The sequence below is a fragment of the Anaerosalibacter sp. Marseille-P3206 genome (assembly GCF_900155565.1).
In the GTDB taxonomy this organism is placed as follows: domain Bacteria; phylum Bacillota; class Clostridia; order Tissierellales; family Sporanaerobacteraceae; genus FUHM01.
In genome coordinates, this window is record NZ_FUHM01000002.1 from 1,320,777 (window position 1) to 1,337,810 (window position 17,034).

Consider the following 17,034-nt stretch of genomic DNA (forward strand, 5'->3'; position numbering starts at 1 on the left):
CCTTATATTTTAAATATCTATGTTCTTTTTGATAAAATACAGTATAGTATTTATGATGAGTAATATAATAATAAGCACAAAACCTGAAGCAAATAGTGCATAATAGTGTAGACTTCCTACCTCTGCCATTCCCATTTCAAGGGCAATAAGAGAAGGGATAGTTTGGCACTTTTTGAGTAGCTTTGGCATAATAGGTGCATTTCCTATGACCATCATAACTGCCATAGTTTCACCCATTCCTCTACCTAATGCTAGAACTATACTAGCCAAAATACTCTTCCTACTTTGAGGTAATATTATCTTTCTTATCATATAGCTTTTAGAAACTCCTAAGGCGTTAGAATACTGAATATAATCTCTATACACCTTTTCCATAGACTCATCACATGTAGATATTATAAAAGGAAGCATCATTATTGAAAGTAGAACTCCTCCTGCCAATACAGACTCTCCAGAGGCGAAGGAAAACTTGACTTCGAAGAATTTCACCAACACCAATAATCCTACAAATCCGTATACAACTGAAGGTATGCCAGCCAATATATCTATAATGCTTCTCGCTATTCTTTTCAACTTTTCATTTGTATAGCTAGATAATACAACAGCACTACCAACTCCTATAGGTAATGCTATCAAAATTCCTATTAATGATACATATATAGTGCCTAATATTATAGGCAATATTGACAATTCATCTGGTGAGCCCAAAGGATTCCAAGTTCTTCCTGAGACAAACTTAAAAATTGAAACTTCCTTGAAAAACACCAAACTTTCTTTAAATATAAATATAACTATAAAGGCAAGTAATAATAATGAAATAGCAGTTAGTGTTTTCATTATTATCCTAAAAATATTCTCCTTTAGATTTTTCATCTAATCACCTCAAAAAAATTCAAGGGCTAAAGCCCTTGAATTAATTTACTGGCACAAAGCCCATCTTTTCAATAATTTCTGAACCTTTTTCTGATGTTACTATATCCATAAATGCTTGTTGTTCTTTAGTCAATTCACCTTTCTTAACAACTATAAGTGGTCTTGAGATTTTATATGAGCCATTAGCTATATTTTCTTTTGTTGGCTCAACTCCGTCAACTTTTAGTGGGATCAATTTCCCTTCATTTTGATTAACCATACCAAATGAAGCATATCCTATTGCATCTTTGTTTTCTATTACTTTAGTAACCAAAGCTCCCATTGATGGTGCTTGAATAGCATCTTCTCTCACTTGAGTATCTCCCATGATGCTCTTTTGGAATACTTCATGAGCTCCACCGCCTAAGTCTCTTATTACTACTACTATTTCTTTGTGTTCAAGGCTACTATCTACTTCGTCCCAGTATTTATATTCTCCTGAGAAAATCTTCTTTATTTCTTCTGAACTCAAATCATCTTTTTTCTTATATAGTGGATTTTCAGGATTAACTGAAATAGTCAATGCATCAATGCCAAGAGTGAAGGCATTCATATCCCCTATTTTTTCTTTTTCTTCATCTTTTATTTCTCTAGCTAACATACCAAAATCACTAGTTCCTTCTAAAACAGCTTTTACGCCTGCACCGGAACCTCCAGCTGAAACATATATAGCTATATTTTCTTCTGGGAAGCTTGAATCAACTTTGTCCCAAGTAGTATATTCTTCAATGAAATCTGTAGCTATTGCTGACATAACAGGCGCTAATGTTGATGAACCGTTAAAAGTCATTTGAGCTTTGAAATCACCAGCTTCTTTGATTTCCTCATTAGCTGTACTTTCTTCATTCACTGAACTTTCTTCATTTACTGAATTTCCTTCTTCTTTCCCACATCCAGTAACAATTATTGAAAACATCAAAACAATACATAATAATAAACTAATTCGTTTTTTCATCTGTATCCTCCTCAATATTTCTATTCTTTAGCTATTCCATTATTTATTTTATATGTTCTCCATTGGTATTTCCAATAGATTATATCTATAGACGAAAGCCAATCTATTGTTTTTATCTATAAGGACACAAGGACAAGGGGACAGGTTCGAGGCCACTGAAAAACGATGTAATAATATGTAAGATGAATTAAATATAAAATAGAAAAGCAAAATCCTCCTTAATTTGGTATAATGTAATTGATAAGAAAACATAACCAAAAGGAGGATTTGCAATGCTTAAAGGCAAAAATAATCAATTAAGCATCTACTCAATATTATATAATAAAATACCAGAAAATCATACATTAAAATTAATAAATAAAGCTATAGACTTAAGTTTTGTAACGAAACTACTTGAAGTATCATACAACAAATACTATGGAAGGCCAGCTAAGGACCCTGAACTTATGATTAGACTTTTGATATTACAGTACTTGTACAATTTGTCGGATGAAAAGCTAATTGAAGAATGTTCATTAAACTTAGCATTTATGTGGTTTTTAGGAATAAATCCAGATGACGATTTGCCAGATTCAAGTTTACTATCTAAATTTAGAGTACATAGATTAAATGATATAACATTAGATCAAATAATAACTGAAATTGTAAGACAGTGCATAGAAAAAGGAATAATTAAAGATACTGGTATTAGCATAGATGCAACCCATACAGAAGCTAATACTTTCAAAGCTACTCCTGAAAGAGTAATAAAACACTTAGCAAAGAAAATATTTAAAACTTATGAAGAAGAATCAGGAGAACTACCTAAAAATATAGATAAAGATATTCCAGATTACAAACAAATTGAAAATCATAAAGAAGCAAAGAAAACTATGAAGGATTATCTTGAAAAAGAAATTGAAAAAGTTGAAAACATTGTTAATCAAGAGGAAAATCCTAAAACAATAAAAGTTTTGGAAAATGCAAAAGAAATATTAAAAGATCCAAAATTCATAGAACAAAGAGGAGTTAGATCAATAGTTGACCAAGAAGCAAGAGTCGGGCATAAAAGTAAAACAGAACGTTTTTTTGGATATAAAACAGAATTTATGATGACAACTGATGAGAGGATAATAACAGCAGTAACAGTAAAAAGTGGAGAATATGTAGATGGAACAAACTTTGATAAATTAATAGAATTGACTAATCAAACAGGTCTAAAAGTAGAAGAAGTCTTTGGAGATAAAGCATATTTTAGAAAGCCCATATTAGATAAAATAAAGGAAATAGAAGCAAAGGCATATATCCCAATAAGTGAAATGTCATATAAAATAGATGAAGAAATATTTAGTTACAACAAAGATTCAGATGAATGGTTTTGTAGCCAAGGAAACATAACAATAAGAAAAAAACATAGAAAAGACAAAAGCGGAAAAGAGACATATAAATATTACTTTGAAAAGGAAAAGTGCAGGAATTGTAGTAAAAGAGAAGAGTGCAAAACTGGCAAAAATATTGGTAAGATTCTTGAAGTAGGTATAAACACTCCTGAATTTTATGGATACAGCCAAGAACAAAAAACAGATGGATTCAAAGAAAAATACAAAAAAAGAGCTTGCCATGAAGGGAAAAATGGTGAAATGAAAAATCATCATGGATTAAACCGTGCTCGAGGGTACGGTTTAAGAAGCATGTCCACGCAAGCAAAATTAACTGCAATAGCAGTTAATTTAAAGAGGATAGCAAGCATACTATCCTCTAAATTCTCTTTTATTATGAAGTTTTTTAGATTTAAATTGGTATTTTATTAGAAAATAATTATTTTAGGATTAAGGTGTTATTAAAAGGGCACTTTTTCAGTGGCCTCGGACAGGTTCACTGTCCCCTATTTCTTTTAAAGTTTGTGGCAAGATACGAAATGTTCTTTTTGAATTTCTTTAATTTTAGGAGTTTCCTTATAGCAAATGTCCTTTTTATATTTGCAACGATTTACAAATCTGCAACCTGGCTTTGGATTTATAGGACTTGGTACTTCTCCCTTCATCCTAATCCTCCTCTTACTCATAGTATTATTTAAATCTATACTAGGTATTGCAGATATCAAAGCCTGTGTATAAGGATGCAATGGATTGTCATATAATTCCTCACTACTTGCAAGTTCTACTAAATTCCCTAAATACATAACCCCAACCCTATCAGATATATGCCTTACCATAGACAAATCATGTGCTATAAATAAATAAGTCAATCCAAACTCCTTCTGCAATCCCATCAATAAATTGACGATTTGTGCTTGAATAGACACATCTAATGCAGAAATAGGCTCATCGCATACTATAAACTCAGGCTCCACAGCTAAGGTTCTCGCTATACCTATTCTTTGTCTCTGTCCTCCAGAAAATTCGTGTGGAAACCTTGAGGCATGTTCTTGGTTTAGTCCAACCAATTTAAGTAATTCGTAGATTCTATCCGTTTTTTCCTGTCCACTATATAATCTTTGTGCATCTATTCCCTCAGCTATAATATCTGCTACAGTCATTCTTGGATTCAATGATGCATAGGGATCTTGAAGTATTATTTGAGCTCTCTTCTTAAACTCCTTTTTTTCATTTCTATTTGCCTTATGAACATCCAATCCATCAAACAATACATTACCGCTCGTTGCCTTATACAATCCCAAAATAGTCCTACCTAATGTAGTTTTTCCACAACCTGACTCTCCAACTATGCCCAAAGTTTCTTTTCTATATATATTGAAATTTATATTATCAACAGCCTTTAAAACATCTCTTCTATTGAGCTTAAAATACTTACTTAAATTATTGACCTGTACTAATATATCTTGCATCTTTAAACCCTCCTTAAGCTCTCTGGCATTTCTGTTTTGGGAGCTAAAGAATGTTTTAACCAGCAAGACACTGATTGGGTATCACTTATTTTTGTAACTGGTGGTTTGATTTTTTCACATATTTTCATACAATATTCACATCTTGCTGAGAATGAACATCCTTTAGGTGGTTCCAACAGATCAGGAGGTGTACCACCAAGTGAATACAATTTTTCTTTGTTCTTATTTTCTAAGCTTGGGACAGATTGAAGTAGAGCCCAAGTATATGGATGCTGTGGGTTTTCAAATATCTCCTTCTTCGTTCCTCTTTCTATTATCTCTCCAGCATACATAACTTGTATCCTATCTGCTACTTCTGCCGCTATACCCAAATCATGAGTTATAATCATAACAGAGGTATTAAGTTCCTCTTGCAAATCACCAATCAACTCCATAATATCAGCTTGAGTCGTAACATCTAAAGCTGTTGTTGGCTCATCTGCAATAAGTATTTTAGGATTGCAAGCCAATGCTATTGCAATCATCACCCTCTGCCTCATACCACCGGAAAACTCATGTGGATATTGAGTGACTCTTTTTTTCGCATTTGGAATTTTCACTAGTTCAAGCATTTCTACCGTTTTATCAAGGGCATCTTTTTTGTTCATATGTTCATGAAATATTAAGCTCTCTGCAATTTGATTCCCTATCTTCATAGTAGGATTAAGATATGTCATAGGGTCTTGAAATATCATAGATATATCTCCACCCCTTAAGTTTTCCAACTCCTTTTTATTCATCTTCAAAATATCCCTGTTATCAAATATTATCTCAGCCTCACTATTGATATTAGTTATATCTTCTGGAAGAAGTCGAACTATAGACTTGGATGTTACCGTCTTTCCACATCCAGATTCACCTACTACCACCAATGTTTCTCCTACATTTAAATGAAAACTAATATTCCTAACAGCTTTAACTTCCCCAGCATATGTATTAAATGAAACACTTAGATTTTTAACTGTCAAAATTTCTTCCATTACCACACCTCCTATCATTGTCTAAGTTTTGGATCTAATGCATCCCTTAATCCATCTCCTAGAAGTTGAAATGATAACATAGTAAGACTTATCATAAGAGCTGGGAAAAACAATTGATAGGGATAAAACGCCATATGTTGCTGTGCATCTGAAGCCAATGCTCCCCAACTTGTCATTGGAGACTGAACTCCCAATCCAATATAAGACAAAAATGCCTCCCCAAATATAAAAGAAGGGATATCAAATGTAATCGCAACAATTATTACCCCCAATGTGTTTGGAATAAGATGTTTTGTTATTATCTTAAAAGGACTTGTCCCCAAAGCTTTGGCAGCCAGAATATAATCCTGTGATTTGATTTGCAGTATTTGACCCCTAACAAGCCTTGCCATATAACACCATCCAGTCAATGTCATGGCTATTATCAAAGACCGTATTCCCTTTCCAAAAATCATCGAAACCAAAACAACCAATACTAAATAAGGAACGCTAACTAATATTTCCAAAATCCTCATCATAATATTATCAACTTTTCCGCCAAAATATCCTGCAATTCCACCATAAAGTAGGCCTACACATACATCTATAAATGCACCAATTAGCCCAACTATAATAGAGACCCTACCTCCAATCCATACCCTAGTAAACACATCACGCCCTAGTTTGTCCGTTCCAAACCAGTGTTCCTTTGAGGGTAATTGATTTTTGTTAGATACATCTCCAATATTGTATTCATATGGCGTTAAATGTGGTCCGATTATACACATTAAAAAGATCGTAGCCAATATTATCATAGCTAATATGGCAACTTTATTTTTTTTGAGCCTTCTCCATACATCTTCCCAATATGTAATACTTGGTCTTAGGATTTTTTCCTTAGATGAATCGTCATTATCTACTTTTTCAAAATCATCCTCAGTAAGCTCTAATTGAGCATAATTAATACTTTCCATCTATTCCCCTCCTTGTCCATCATCTGATATCTTAATTCTTGGATCGATTAATGCGTATAAAATATCTACTACTACTAGTGAAATAATATATAAAAAGGCAATAAATATGGTTTGTCCCATTATCATAGTGTAATCTCTATCTATTACTGAAGAAACAAAATATGAGCCTAATCCAGGTATTGAAAAAATTCTTTCAATAACAAAAGACCCTCCAAATAACATAGCTACTTGAGGACCCAGCAGAGTAATGATGGGTAAAATCGCATTTCTCAAAACGTGTTTTCTTATAATATGAATTCTCGGTGCGCCCTTAGCCTTGGCTGTCAATATATAGTCTTGATTTATAACATCAAGACAATTTGCCCTCATATATCGAGCATATTTTGCAATAGAATTAAAAGACAAGGCCAATGATGGAAGAATAGTATATTTAAATCCATCCCATCCGGTAGTTGGCAACAAGCCCCATTTTATTGCAAAGAAATATTGCAGTAAAGAAGCTATTACAAAGCTTGGAATGGATATACCCAGTATCGCTATAAACATGACCAAATAATCTGGCCATCTACCCCTATTTAATGCAGCTATTATACCTAAAACAATACCAATAGTTACACCAAAAACTAATGCTTGAATACCAAGCTTCCCAGAAATAGGAGCAAACTTCTTTATAGTATCCGTTACCTTTCTTCCTCTATAGGTCAAAGATTCCCCTAAATCCTTTTCTAGAATCAGCTTTTTCCAAAATTGCTTGTATTGAACCATTATAGGTTTATCAAAACCATATTGAGAATAAATGCTTTCCCTCACGTTTTCCGGTAATTGTTCGGTCATTTTTTCTATAGGATTTCCAGGTATAAGTCTAATTAAAATAAATGTTAATGTTACTATTATAAAAAGTGTCAATATAGCATAGCCTATCCTCTTTAGTATAAACTTCAACAATTCCTATACCTCCTTAAAGATAGTGTATTTATTTACAAACTGTCCATGACATTATACACTATCTTTTATATTTTTTTGATTTTTCCCTAATATTCATACTATTTTTCTTTTCAATTTTAAATAATTATCTATAGCTTTTTTCTATTTGATAGCATATGACGGTCATGATATACTAACCATTGTTTAAATTAAAAATATTTAAAAAATATCAAGGGAGGCTTTTTTATGAACAAAAGAAGAGTAATCTCTTTGTTCCTAGTCCTAGCTTTAGCATTAGGAGCTTTATTAACTGGTTGTGGAAAAGATAAAGATATAACTGAAAACAATGAAACTCAAGATCAGCAAAATGATATGAAAAACGAAGAAGTAGAACAAATCCTAAATGTAGCTTTAGATTCAGAACCTGATACTCTAGACCCATCTAAAGCTTCTGATATTAACTCTGGATACGTTATAGACCAAGTTACAGAAACCCTTACACGATTAGAAGTAGATGAAGACGGAAAAAACGTTATAAAACCTGCCGCTGCTGAAACTTGGGAACAAAGCGAGGATGGATTAGAATGGACATTCCATTTAAGAGATGCAAAATGGTCTGACGGCAAAGACTTAGTTGCTGAAGATTTCGTTTATGGAATTCAAAGAACTTTGGATCCTAAAACAGCTTCACCTATTGCTATGTTATTAAAACATATAAAAAATGCTCAAGCCATAATCGATGGAAAAATGGATGTTTCCGAAGCTGGAGCAGAAGCAATAGATGAAAAAACTTTAAAAATCACTCTTGAATACCCAGTACCATATTTCTTAAATTTAACATCAGCTAGGGAAATGCACCCACAAAGAAAAGATATTCATGAACAATATGGTAGTTCATATGGTACAGAAGGAGATAAATTAATATTCTGTGGCCCTTTTGTTATAGATGAGTGGGTACATAATAACCAAATAGTTTTATCTAAAAATGATACTTATTGGGATAAGGATTCTGTTAAATTAGATAAATTAGTTATCAAAATTATAACTGAAGAAACTGCTATAATGGGAGAACTAGAAAATGGAACTATAGACATTGCAGAGGTTAGCAGCCCAGAATGGATTGAAAGACTAGACAAAGAAGATAAATTTGACAAACTTACTACTCCATTACCAAGAACAGAGTATATGTTTTTTAATCAAGAAGTAAAACCTTTTTCAAATCCAAAAGTAAGAAAAGCTTTCTCTATAGCAGTAGATAGAGAAGAAATACAAAAATCTATATATCAAGGTCTAAATGAGGCAGCTTATGGATGGATCGCTCCACCTATCAATGTCAACGGAAAGAATTTTAGAAAAGAAGCAGGAGATCCAGTACAAGAATTAATCAAAGAAAATCCAGATCCTAAAGCATTATTGATCGAAGGATTAAAAGAATTAGGAATGGATGAAGACCCAAGCAAAGTTACAGTAACTATTATGCTACCTGGAACAAGTGAAGAAAAAGAATTTGGGGAATACTTACAACAAACATTCAACGAAAAACTAGGAGTAAACATCGAATTAGATCCTACAGAATGGCCAGTATTCCAAGAAAGAAATAGGCAACTAGACTATGAAATAGGATACAAATCTTGGGGTGTTTCTCATGACGACCCAAGTGCATTCTTAGACTTATGGTTAACAGGTACAAAAATTGTTCCTATAGCTTGGTCTAATCCAGAATATGATACTTTAGTAAAAGAAGCTTCATTAAGTCTTGATGAAAAAGAAAGATTAGAGAAATTTAAAAGAGCAGAAGAAATATTAGTTAAAGATGATTGTGCCATAATCCCTTATTCATATTTAACTAAAAACACTTATAAACACAAATATGTTAAAGGAGTTATGGAACCAGATTTTGGATATAGAGTAGTTAAATACGCATATATTGAAAAATAAGGACAAGGGGACAGGTTCACTGTCCCCTTTCTCCTAATACCTAAGTGGTATAGATGATTTATTGATAGCTATTTCATTAATATTATAGTTTGCCATCTCAAACATATTCTTTAATCCATATTCAGCAATGTCTAAGCTATTCTTAGGGCCTATTGTTACTTCTTTTAAAGGCAATAATCTCACTTCATTATCTTCAGAATTATTGAATTTAATTTCAATATAGGGAATAAATACTCCATTACTAATTCTAAATTTTAATATATCTCTAATATCCCTTTCATCTAAATTTACTAAGGCAATTCTATATTCTTCTTCCTGTTTAAAGCTAGGATTTTTTATAAATATTGAATAAATACTCAATTGATCCGCAATAGACTCAAGTATCTCTCCATTTATATACTCCCTAGCATATTCATCCTTCTCCAATAAATACTTAGGACGCAAATCATTATACAGTATACTTATGTATTCTCTTATGATTTCATTTTGCCTTTTCTGATCATAGATCACATCATAGCAAAATATGCTAAACCTTTCTGTTCCCTCAATCATGGATTTCACCTTAGGCTTCTCCATACCTATATTATAGCCATCATGAGTTGAATAGTTAGCCCACAGAGTTAAGGAATCTGGACTTTTAGACGTTGAAAGCAAAAACACATTGTTTAGCTTATTATCTATTTTTTCTATTAATAATTCAACTTTTTCTTTTAAAAAAACATCCTTTTCATACATCTCCAAACCATTTTCACAAGATTTTTGTCTTTCATTAGCTAATATTTCATCACTAATCTCTCTTATTAAGCCTATGCTATAGTTTAGATCAGTGCTATCATTCATATATTTTCCACTAGAAAACCACAAAGTTTCATTTTCCAATATGTTTTTTAATGCAAATACATTAGTATAATAATAAATAATATCTCTTTGGTCATTTTTATTTTCAAGATTCTTTTGAATCTCTCCTCCCCTGTATATGTCCATCAATTTTTCCTTGATTTGTTTTAGATCCTCCATAAGATCCCTCCCATCCACCATTATTATCTATTACTTTTCCATTATTAATACCAATATAATTCAAAAAAGCCAGTCAAAAAGGGACAGTGAACCTGTCCCCATGTCCTTACCATTGGCTTTTTATCTGTTCTGCCAAAAAAACTATATCCCCAATTGTAATAGGCTTATTGTATTGATTGTAAGGGTCTTTTTCATTTATAGTCACACACCTTTGCTTTTCCCTGTACAATTCTTTTACTATATGCCCATTTTTAATATGCTTATTAATAACTTGGATAGAACATAAACATTCAATCTTCTCGTGATTGACAAGTTCTATTAATACACTATCCTCTTCTTTTAACACTCTATCGATATATCTTATATTTACAAATCCGGAAGCACTGTCATTTTTGCAAATAGGTTTTCTAACCTTAATATAAACAAACACATCCTCTCCAGTAAAGGGGATGGGTATTGAGTTTTTAATATACAATATATTCCCATAATATTTTTTCACAGCTTCTAAATCAATAAAATAATATTTACACAACTGACTCAAAACAGTTCTACTGTTTTTTTGAACTTCATAAACTCCCCCTTGTTTTGTATACAATTTAGTACAATCCCCTTTTGATGGCGTATACACTGGAAGAAAAGCCATCAGTTCCTCAGATATTATACTTTCTAAATTCAAAAGATCCCCTCCCTTAATACAATTTTTCATCTGTTTACCCTTTTGAATAAGTAGCCACCATTCCTTATAATTATTATATACTAGTCGAACATATGTTTCAATAGTAATTATTAATATTTTTAAAAAACCCCAAGACCTTACATGTCTTAGAGTTTTTTAAAATCACTATAATATTTTAGAAAATCTATACAGCATAGTTACTACTTCTTCTCTTGTAGCACAATCCTTAGGCCGCTTACCATCAACAATGCCTTTTTCTATTGCCCAATCCCATGATTCTACAGCCCAATCACTTATGGATTTAATTTTCTCATCATATAAATATAGTTTATTTGCCTCAATAATATTTATTAGCTTTTCACTATACTTAGGGTCTGTGGCATATCCACATTCATAAACAAATCTACAAGCTTCTTTATAATCCTTAGCCTTTCCTACCTTTTCATACCTATTAGTTTTTCCCAGCAGTTTTAAATAGTCAATCACACTCTCCTCAAAACTATCATATACTCTAAATCTATCTTCCTTAGTAATATACTTTGTACCATCCCATTCCTTTGTCTTTATTATAGCTACTTTTCCAGCCCAGCTTTTCCCTGCCTTTATGCCGTAAATATTATTCTGAATATGATATTTTCCCCAGCTTGATTCAAGTACAGCTTGAGCCACAGCCAAACTAGGCAATATCCTATATTCATCATAATTCTTCATCGAAACCTTAGATATGCTTTCTATAAATTCATTCTTGTTCATATTATTCCCTCCTCATATAATATATGAGGGAATAATAAGTTTTTTTACCATGCAAACTGAGTTAGGGATAAGTCCCCTGACTCACAAAAAGGGACAGTAAACCTGTCCCCATGTCCTTACTTTAGTTGGTAGATGGTTGTGCTTGTGTATTTGTCTCCAGTCCTCAATATGGGGCTGGGAAATCCATCTATATTTATACTATCTGGATAATATTGTGTTTCTAAGCATATTCCAGAATGGTTATTATATACAATACCATCTTTTCCTCTTTCATTTTCTATATAATTACCTGTATATATCTGTATTCCTGGAGCTGTTGTATATACAAAAAGCTTTCTACTCTTATCTTCACTTGCAAGTATAGCAGCTAGTTTAAGTTGACTATCTTCTCCATTAATACAATAGTTATGATCCAATCCATTGCCATATAAAAGCTGCTCATGTTCTTCATTTATCACATCAGATATCTTTTTAGCTTTTCTTAAATCAAATGGCGTATCATCAACCTTGCGTATTTCTCCAGTAGGGATGCAATTCTGTTTAATAGGAGTAAAGTTATCTCCATTGACCATCAAACTATGTCCTAAAATACTGCCACTACTATGCCCCTTCAAATTAAAATAACTGTGATTTGTAAGATTCAATATTGTATCCTCTGTAGTTTCCCCAGTATAATTTATGCAAAGCTCATCCAAATCAGTTAAACTAAACTCTACATTTACAATACATCTGCCAGGATAACCTTCCTCCATATCTTCACTTACATAAGTAAACAACACTCCACGGTCTTTTACTTCATAATCCCAAATTTTTTTGTGAAATCCAATTTTTCCACCATGTAGATGATTCTCATCTTCGTTATTATAAAGAGTATACAGTTTACCATTTAACTTAAAAGATGAATTAGAAATCCTATTTGCATTTCTACCTATAGTAGAACCAAAAAACTTCTCACCTTTTTCGTAATCACTTATATTGTCATACCCTAGAACAATATCATCTATTTTCCCAAAATCATCTTTTGTTCTAAAAGATGTAACAGTTGCTCCATAATTTATAATGTCAACTTCCGTACCATTATTATTAGTAATAGTAAACTTATATACTTTATTTGAATCCTTTGTGATTCCAAAAAAATCTACCTTTACATGCTCCACAAAACTCACACTCCATTTATATTTCACTAAGCTTCTTAAAGGATTCTTTTAAATCTTTATAAATTTCTCTATAAATCTCATGATATCGATTATAAATCTTGTGACTAGCTTCATTTGGAATGATCTCTTGACCTTTGTTAATATATTTCTCACATGCATATTCAACAGATTCAAATATTCCTGCTCCAACTCCTGCTAATATAGCTGCCCCTAGAGAAGCTCCTTGCTCTGATTTGATAGTTCCTACATTGCAATTAAATACATCTGCTAGCATCTGCCTCCACACTTTACTCTTTGCGCCGCCTCCAGTTATCATCATTTCATCAATCTCTAAGCCCATACCAATTAAAATATCATAACAATCCTTTAGAGAAAAGGATACCCCTTCCATAACAGCACGAGCTAAATTTTTCTTATCATGTTTTGCAGACAATCCAAAGAACACTCCTCTAGCATTCGGATCTAAATGAGGAGTTCTTTCCCCCATCAAATATGGCAAATAAATCAACTTTTCGCTTCCTATTTCTACTTTTTCAATTTGTTCATTTATCATATCATAATTAGCCTTTCCTGATGAATCAAAACCTTCAAAAATATTGTTTTTAAACCATTTTAGAGAAAGACCTGCCGCTTGGGTTACACCCATAACATGCCAGCTATTGGGAACAGCACAGCAAAAAGTATGAACTCTGCCCTTAGGATCAATAAAGACCTCGCTACTATGTGCATATACAACTCCACTAGTTCCAATAGTAGTAAATGCACTTCCATCAGTAACTACTCCTGTTCCAACTGCAGCTGCAGCATTATCTCCTGCACCAGCTACAACTACTGTATCTTCCCTTAAACCTGTTTTTTTAGCTATAGATTTTGTTATATTCCCTGTAATCTCTGGGGATTCATATACTTTAGCTAATTTATCTTTATCAATTTCAAGAATTTCTAATATCTCATCAGACCACTTTCTTTTTGGAACATCTAGTAGCTGCATTCCACTAGCATCAGATACGTCTGTAGCGTATACACCCGTCAGTACAAATCTCACATAATCCTTAGGCAATAATATATGTCTACATCTATTATAATTATTTGGCTCGTTGTTTTTAACCCATAGTATCTTAGATGCTGTAAATCCTGTCAAAGCTGGATTTGCTGTTATCTCAATTAACTTTTCCTTGCCAACCTTATCTGTTATCTCAATACATTCCTTCTCTGTCCTCTGATCTGCCCATATGATTGCAGGTCTTATAACTTCATTATTTTCATCTAGCATAACTAGTCCATGCATTTGACCTGACAATCCTATTCCTTTGATGTCTTTACCATTAACTCCACTTTCCTCTATAATGGTTTTAATAGTATTAATAGTAGCATTAGCCCAGTCTTCAGGATTTTGTTCTGCCCATCCATTATGTGGTTGATAAAGTGGGTATTCCTCAGAAGCTGAACTTATTACATTCAAATTTTCATCAAATAAAACTGATCTTGTCCCTGAAGTACCTACATCTATTCCAATCAAATAATTCATAAAAATCACCTCTGTTACTTAAACAATATATTGTTTAATACTGATTCTAAATACTCTTGTCTACCACTTTCCATAGTAGGCTCACCATTGTCTATTGTATATTGTTCAAGTTCTTCAAGAGAAGTTTTTCCTTCAACAATTTTCTTACCAATGCCTGTACTATAACTTGAATATCTTGCTTTTATAAATTCATCAATTCTTCCATCATCAATTATCTCATATGCCTTTATAAGAGCCAACGCAAATGTATCCATACCAGCAATATATCCTAATGCTAAATCATCAAATTCAAATGAACCCCTTCTCACCTTTGCATCAAAATTAAGGCCACCATTTACAAATCCACCAGCCTTAATTATTTCGTACATTGCAAGAGTAGCACTATAAATATCAGTTGGGAATTGATCTGTATCCCATCCTAGTGCTGGATCCCCTTGATTAGCATCCACACTTCCAAATACACCATTAATTCTTGCAGTAGCTAATTCATGTTGGAATGTATGTCCTGCTAATGTTGCATGATTTGCTTCTATATTCAACTTAAAATCTTTTTCCAATCCATATTTCCTCAAAAACGCCAAAACTGTAGCAGAATCAAAATCATATTGATGTTTAGTAGGTTCCTTTGGCTTTGGTTCAATATAGAAATCTCCCTTAAATCCTTTTTTACGTCCATACTCTACGGCCATTTTCATAAGTCTAGCCATATTATCCAATTCCAATTTCATATCTGTATTTAGTAGGGTTTCGTAACCTTCTCTACCACCCCAGAAAACATATCCCATTCCACCTAATTGGATAGTAGCATCTATAGCATTTTTAATTTGAGAAGCTGCATATGCAAAACTATCTGCATTAGGTGATGTTCCAGCACCATGCATATATCTTGGATTAGAAAATACATTTGCTGTACCCCAAAGCAATTTTATATCAGTACCTTTCATCTTCTCTTCAATATAATCCACCATCTCATGAAAATTCTTGCGGGTCTCTTCGAAATTACTTCCCTGTGGTGCTATATCTACATCATGGAAACAAAAATATTTTATACCCAATTTAGTCATCAACTCAAAAGCAGCATCTGCTCTTGCCTTTGCTATATCCATAGGTTCTTTTTTCCCATAGCTTCTATCCATAGTTTCAGCTCCAAATGGATCAGTACCACCTGCAACCATTGTATGCCACCAAGACATAGCAAACTTCAAATGTTCTTCCATAGTCTTTCCATGTATAACCTTTTTAGCATCATAATATTTAAATGAAAAAGGATTTTTTGAATCCTTACCCTCATACTTTACTATAGGTACATTTGGAAAATAGTTTGTCATGCAATTCATCTCCTTATAAATTTTCTAATATCCTTATCTCATTTTTAACAATATATTTATCATTATTAAGCCTTTTCCCTGTAACAAAATAATTATAAGCCAATTCAATAGATTTATAACCTTGAGTAAAAGGTTGTTGGCATATTGTAGCTTTTATTATTCCTTCCTTTAACATTTCTCTCGTAATTGGAACAGCATCAAAACTGACAATTGTTATCTTGTCCTCAAGTTCCATATCCTTAACCGCTTTGCACACTCCACCAACACCGGCGGCAACTATAACAATTGAGTTGATATCATGTTTTTTTAGTATATCTATAGTCTCTATATAACCACATTTGTCACTATCATTTGTCTCAGAAATGGCCACTATATTAATATCAGGATACCTTAATTCACTAATCCTCTTAAATCCTTCTATTCTCTGATTATGTCCTAATACTTTTTTCGAACCAGTCAAAATAGCCACATTGGCCTTAGCCTTTGTCAACAATGCCAAAACTCCACAAGATGTCTCTCCACCTTTAATATAATCACTGCCAATATAATACAATCTATTGCTATTTTCCACATCCGTATTTACATTGATTACAATTAGACCTTTTTTAACCAATTCATTGATTTTCTCCACTACTAAAACATCATTAATTGGATTCAATATTATAGCATCTACTTGATCCTTTAATTCATCCATTTTTTCAATTTGCTTATCTACATTGTAACCTTCTAATTCATAAACAAAAACAGACACTCCATATTGTTTAAAATCTTTCTTGGCCTTGTCTATACCTTCCAATACATCATCAAAAAATGGATTACCTTTAGAAATTAATATTACTCCTATTTTAAACCCAGTTTTCTTTGCTGCCAAAATCTTTCCCGTTACATTAGGCGTATACTCTAATTTTTCAATAGCATCCTTAACTAAAGCTGCTGTTTCTTTGCTCACATTTCCTCTGTTGTGCAAAACTCTATCAACTGTTCCCCTTGAAACACCACACATCTCGGCTATTTCTTTTATAGTAACATCCATCATATCAACTCCAA

The 17,034-nt window shown here is 32.6% G+C and carries 15 protein-coding genes; 2 read left to right on the top strand and 13 right to left on the bottom strand.

Annotated features, from left to right (window positions below; genetic code table 11):
- Nucleotides 1-9: 9 nt before the first annotated feature.
- Nucleotides 10-873 (bottom strand): phosphate ABC transporter permease subunit PstC, encoded by an 864-nt coding sequence (gene pstC / locus BQ9840_RS07690; RefSeq protein WP_077369237.1) that lies wholly within the window; start codon nt 871-873, stop codon nt 10-12.
- A gap of 40 nt (nt 874-913) precedes the next feature.
- Nucleotides 914-1,867, bottom strand: a complete 954-nt coding sequence (locus tag BQ9840_RS07695; RefSeq protein ID WP_077369238.1) for a phosphate ABC transporter substrate-binding protein — start codon at nt 1,865-1,867, stop codon at nt 914-916.
- Nucleotides 1,868-2,139: 272 nt separating this feature from the next.
- On the opposite strand from BQ9840_RS07695, the gene BQ9840_RS07700 reads away from it, so the two are divergent.
- Nucleotides 2,140-3,657: an IS1182 family transposase gene (locus tag BQ9840_RS07700; protein WP_077368785.1), complete on the top strand. Its 1,518-nt coding sequence runs from the start codon at nt 2,140-2,142 to the stop codon at nt 3,655-3,657.
- An 83-nt stretch (nt 3,658-3,740) separates the two neighbouring features.
- On the opposite strand, the gene BQ9840_RS07705 is transcribed toward BQ9840_RS07700, so the two are convergent.
- Genes BQ9840_RS07705 through BQ9840_RS07720 form a run of 4 tightly spaced genes read right to left on the bottom strand, consistent with a single transcriptional unit; the run spans nt 3,741 to nt 7,611 of the window.
- The gene (locus BQ9840_RS07705; RefSeq protein ID WP_077369239.1) at nt 3,741-4,694 is read right to left on the bottom strand and encodes an ABC transporter ATP-binding protein; all 954 of its coding nucleotides are present in this window, start codon (nt 4,692-4,694) and stop codon (nt 3,741-3,743) included.
- A 2-nt stretch (nt 4,695-4,696) separates the two neighbouring features.
- Nucleotides 4,697-5,713 (bottom strand): ABC transporter ATP-binding protein, encoded by a 1,017-nt coding sequence (locus BQ9840_RS07710; RefSeq protein ID WP_077369240.1) that lies wholly within the window; start codon nt 5,711-5,713, stop codon nt 4,697-4,699.
- Between the two features lie 14 nt (nt 5,714-5,727).
- Complete coding sequence (locus BQ9840_RS07715) at nt 5,728-6,666, bottom strand: ABC transporter permease (RefSeq protein WP_077369241.1); 939 nt, start codon at nt 6,664-6,666, stop codon at nt 5,728-5,730.
- Nucleotides 6,667-7,611: an ABC transporter permease gene (locus BQ9840_RS07720; RefSeq protein ID WP_077369242.1), complete on the bottom strand. Its 945-nt coding sequence runs from the start codon at nt 7,609-7,611 to the stop codon at nt 6,667-6,669.
- A 225-nt stretch (nt 7,612-7,836) separates the two neighbouring features.
- Between BQ9840_RS07720 and BQ9840_RS07725 the strand changes: the two genes are divergently transcribed.
- On the top strand, nt 7,837-9,528 hold the full coding sequence (locus BQ9840_RS07725) for a peptide ABC transporter substrate-binding protein (protein WP_077369243.1): 1,692 nt from the start codon (nt 7,837-7,839) through the stop codon (nt 9,526-9,528).
- Nucleotides 9,529-9,561: 33 nt separating this feature from the next.
- On the opposite strand, the gene BQ9840_RS07730 is transcribed toward BQ9840_RS07725, so the two are convergent.
- From BQ9840_RS07730 to BQ9840_RS07760, 7 genes are all read right to left on the bottom strand, one after another.
- On the bottom strand, nt 9,562-10,545 hold the full coding sequence (locus tag BQ9840_RS07730) for a DUF2971 domain-containing protein (RefSeq protein WP_159436116.1): 984 nt from the start codon (nt 10,543-10,545) through the stop codon (nt 9,562-9,564).
- 106 nt (nt 10,546-10,651) lie between these two features.
- The gene (locus BQ9840_RS07735) at nt 10,652-11,221 is read right to left on the bottom strand and encodes a competence protein ComK (RefSeq protein WP_159436117.1); all 570 of its coding nucleotides are present in this window, start codon (nt 11,219-11,221) and stop codon (nt 10,652-10,654) included.
- Between the two features lie 165 nt (nt 11,222-11,386).
- Complete coding sequence (locus tag BQ9840_RS07740) at nt 11,387-11,974, bottom strand: glycoside hydrolase family 73 protein (protein ID WP_077369246.1); 588 nt, start codon at nt 11,972-11,974, stop codon at nt 11,387-11,389.
- 116 nt (nt 11,975-12,090) lie between these two features.
- Nucleotides 12,091-13,131, bottom strand: a complete 1,041-nt coding sequence (locus BQ9840_RS07745) for an aldose epimerase family protein (RefSeq protein WP_159436118.1) — start codon at nt 13,129-13,131, stop codon at nt 12,091-12,093.
- A 16-nt stretch (nt 13,132-13,147) separates the two neighbouring features.
- Nucleotides 13,148-14,659 (bottom strand): xylulokinase, encoded by a 1,512-nt coding sequence (gene xylB, locus BQ9840_RS07750; RefSeq protein ID WP_077369248.1) that lies wholly within the window; start codon nt 14,657-14,659, stop codon nt 13,148-13,150.
- 14 nt (nt 14,660-14,673) lie between these two features.
- Nucleotides 14,674-15,987 (bottom strand): xylose isomerase, encoded by a 1,314-nt coding sequence (xylA, locus tag BQ9840_RS07755; protein ID WP_077369249.1) that lies wholly within the window; start codon nt 15,985-15,987, stop codon nt 14,674-14,676.
- 13 nt (nt 15,988-16,000) lie between these two features.
- A complete protein-coding gene (locus BQ9840_RS07760; protein WP_159436119.1) occupies nt 16,001-17,020 on the bottom strand; it encodes a LacI family DNA-binding transcriptional regulator in 1,020 nt (339 codons plus the stop codon).
- Nucleotides 17,021-17,034 lie beyond the last annotated feature (14 nt).

Bases quoted from the DNA above. Each gene is read 5' to 3' on its own strand.
- pstC (WP_077369237.1), bottom strand. From the start codon at position 873: ATGAAAAATCTAAAGGAGAATATTTTTAGGATAATAATGAAAACACTA.
- BQ9840_RS07695 (WP_077369238.1), bottom strand. From the start codon at position 1,867: ATGAAAAAACGAATTAGTTTATTATTATGTATTGTTTTGATGTTTTCA.
- BQ9840_RS07700 (WP_077368785.1), top strand. From the start codon at position 2,140: ATGCTTAAAGGCAAAAATAATCAATTAAGCATCTACTCAATATTATAT.
- BQ9840_RS07705 (WP_077369239.1), bottom strand. From the start codon at position 4,694: ATGCAAGATATATTAGTACAGGTCAATAATTTAAGTAAGTATTTTAAG.
- BQ9840_RS07710 (WP_077369240.1), bottom strand. From the start codon at position 5,713: ATGGAAGAAATTTTGACAGTTAAAAATCTAAGTGTTTCATTTAATACA.
- BQ9840_RS07715 (WP_077369241.1), bottom strand. From the start codon at position 6,666: ATGGAAAGTATTAATTATGCTCAATTAGAGCTTACTGAGGATGATTTT.
- BQ9840_RS07725 (WP_077369243.1), top strand. From the start codon at position 7,837: ATGAACAAAAGAAGAGTAATCTCTTTGTTCCTAGTCCTAGCTTTAGCA.
- BQ9840_RS07730 (WP_159436116.1), bottom strand. From the start codon at position 10,545: ATGGAGGATCTAAAACAAATCAAGGAAAAATTGATGGACATATACAGG.
- BQ9840_RS07740 (WP_077369246.1), bottom strand. From the start codon at position 11,974: ATGAACAAGAATGAATTTATAGAAAGCATATCTAAGGTTTCGATGAAG.
- xylB (WP_077369248.1), bottom strand. From the start codon at position 14,659: ATGAATTATTTGATTGGAATAGATGTAGGTACTTCAGGGACAAGATCA.
- xylA (WP_077369249.1), bottom strand. From the start codon at position 15,987: ATGACAAACTATTTTCCAAATGTACCTATAGTAAAGTATGAGGGTAAG.
- BQ9840_RS07760 (WP_159436119.1), bottom strand. From the start codon at position 17,020: ATGGATGTTACTATAAAAGAAATAGCCGAGATGTGTGGTGTTTCAAGG.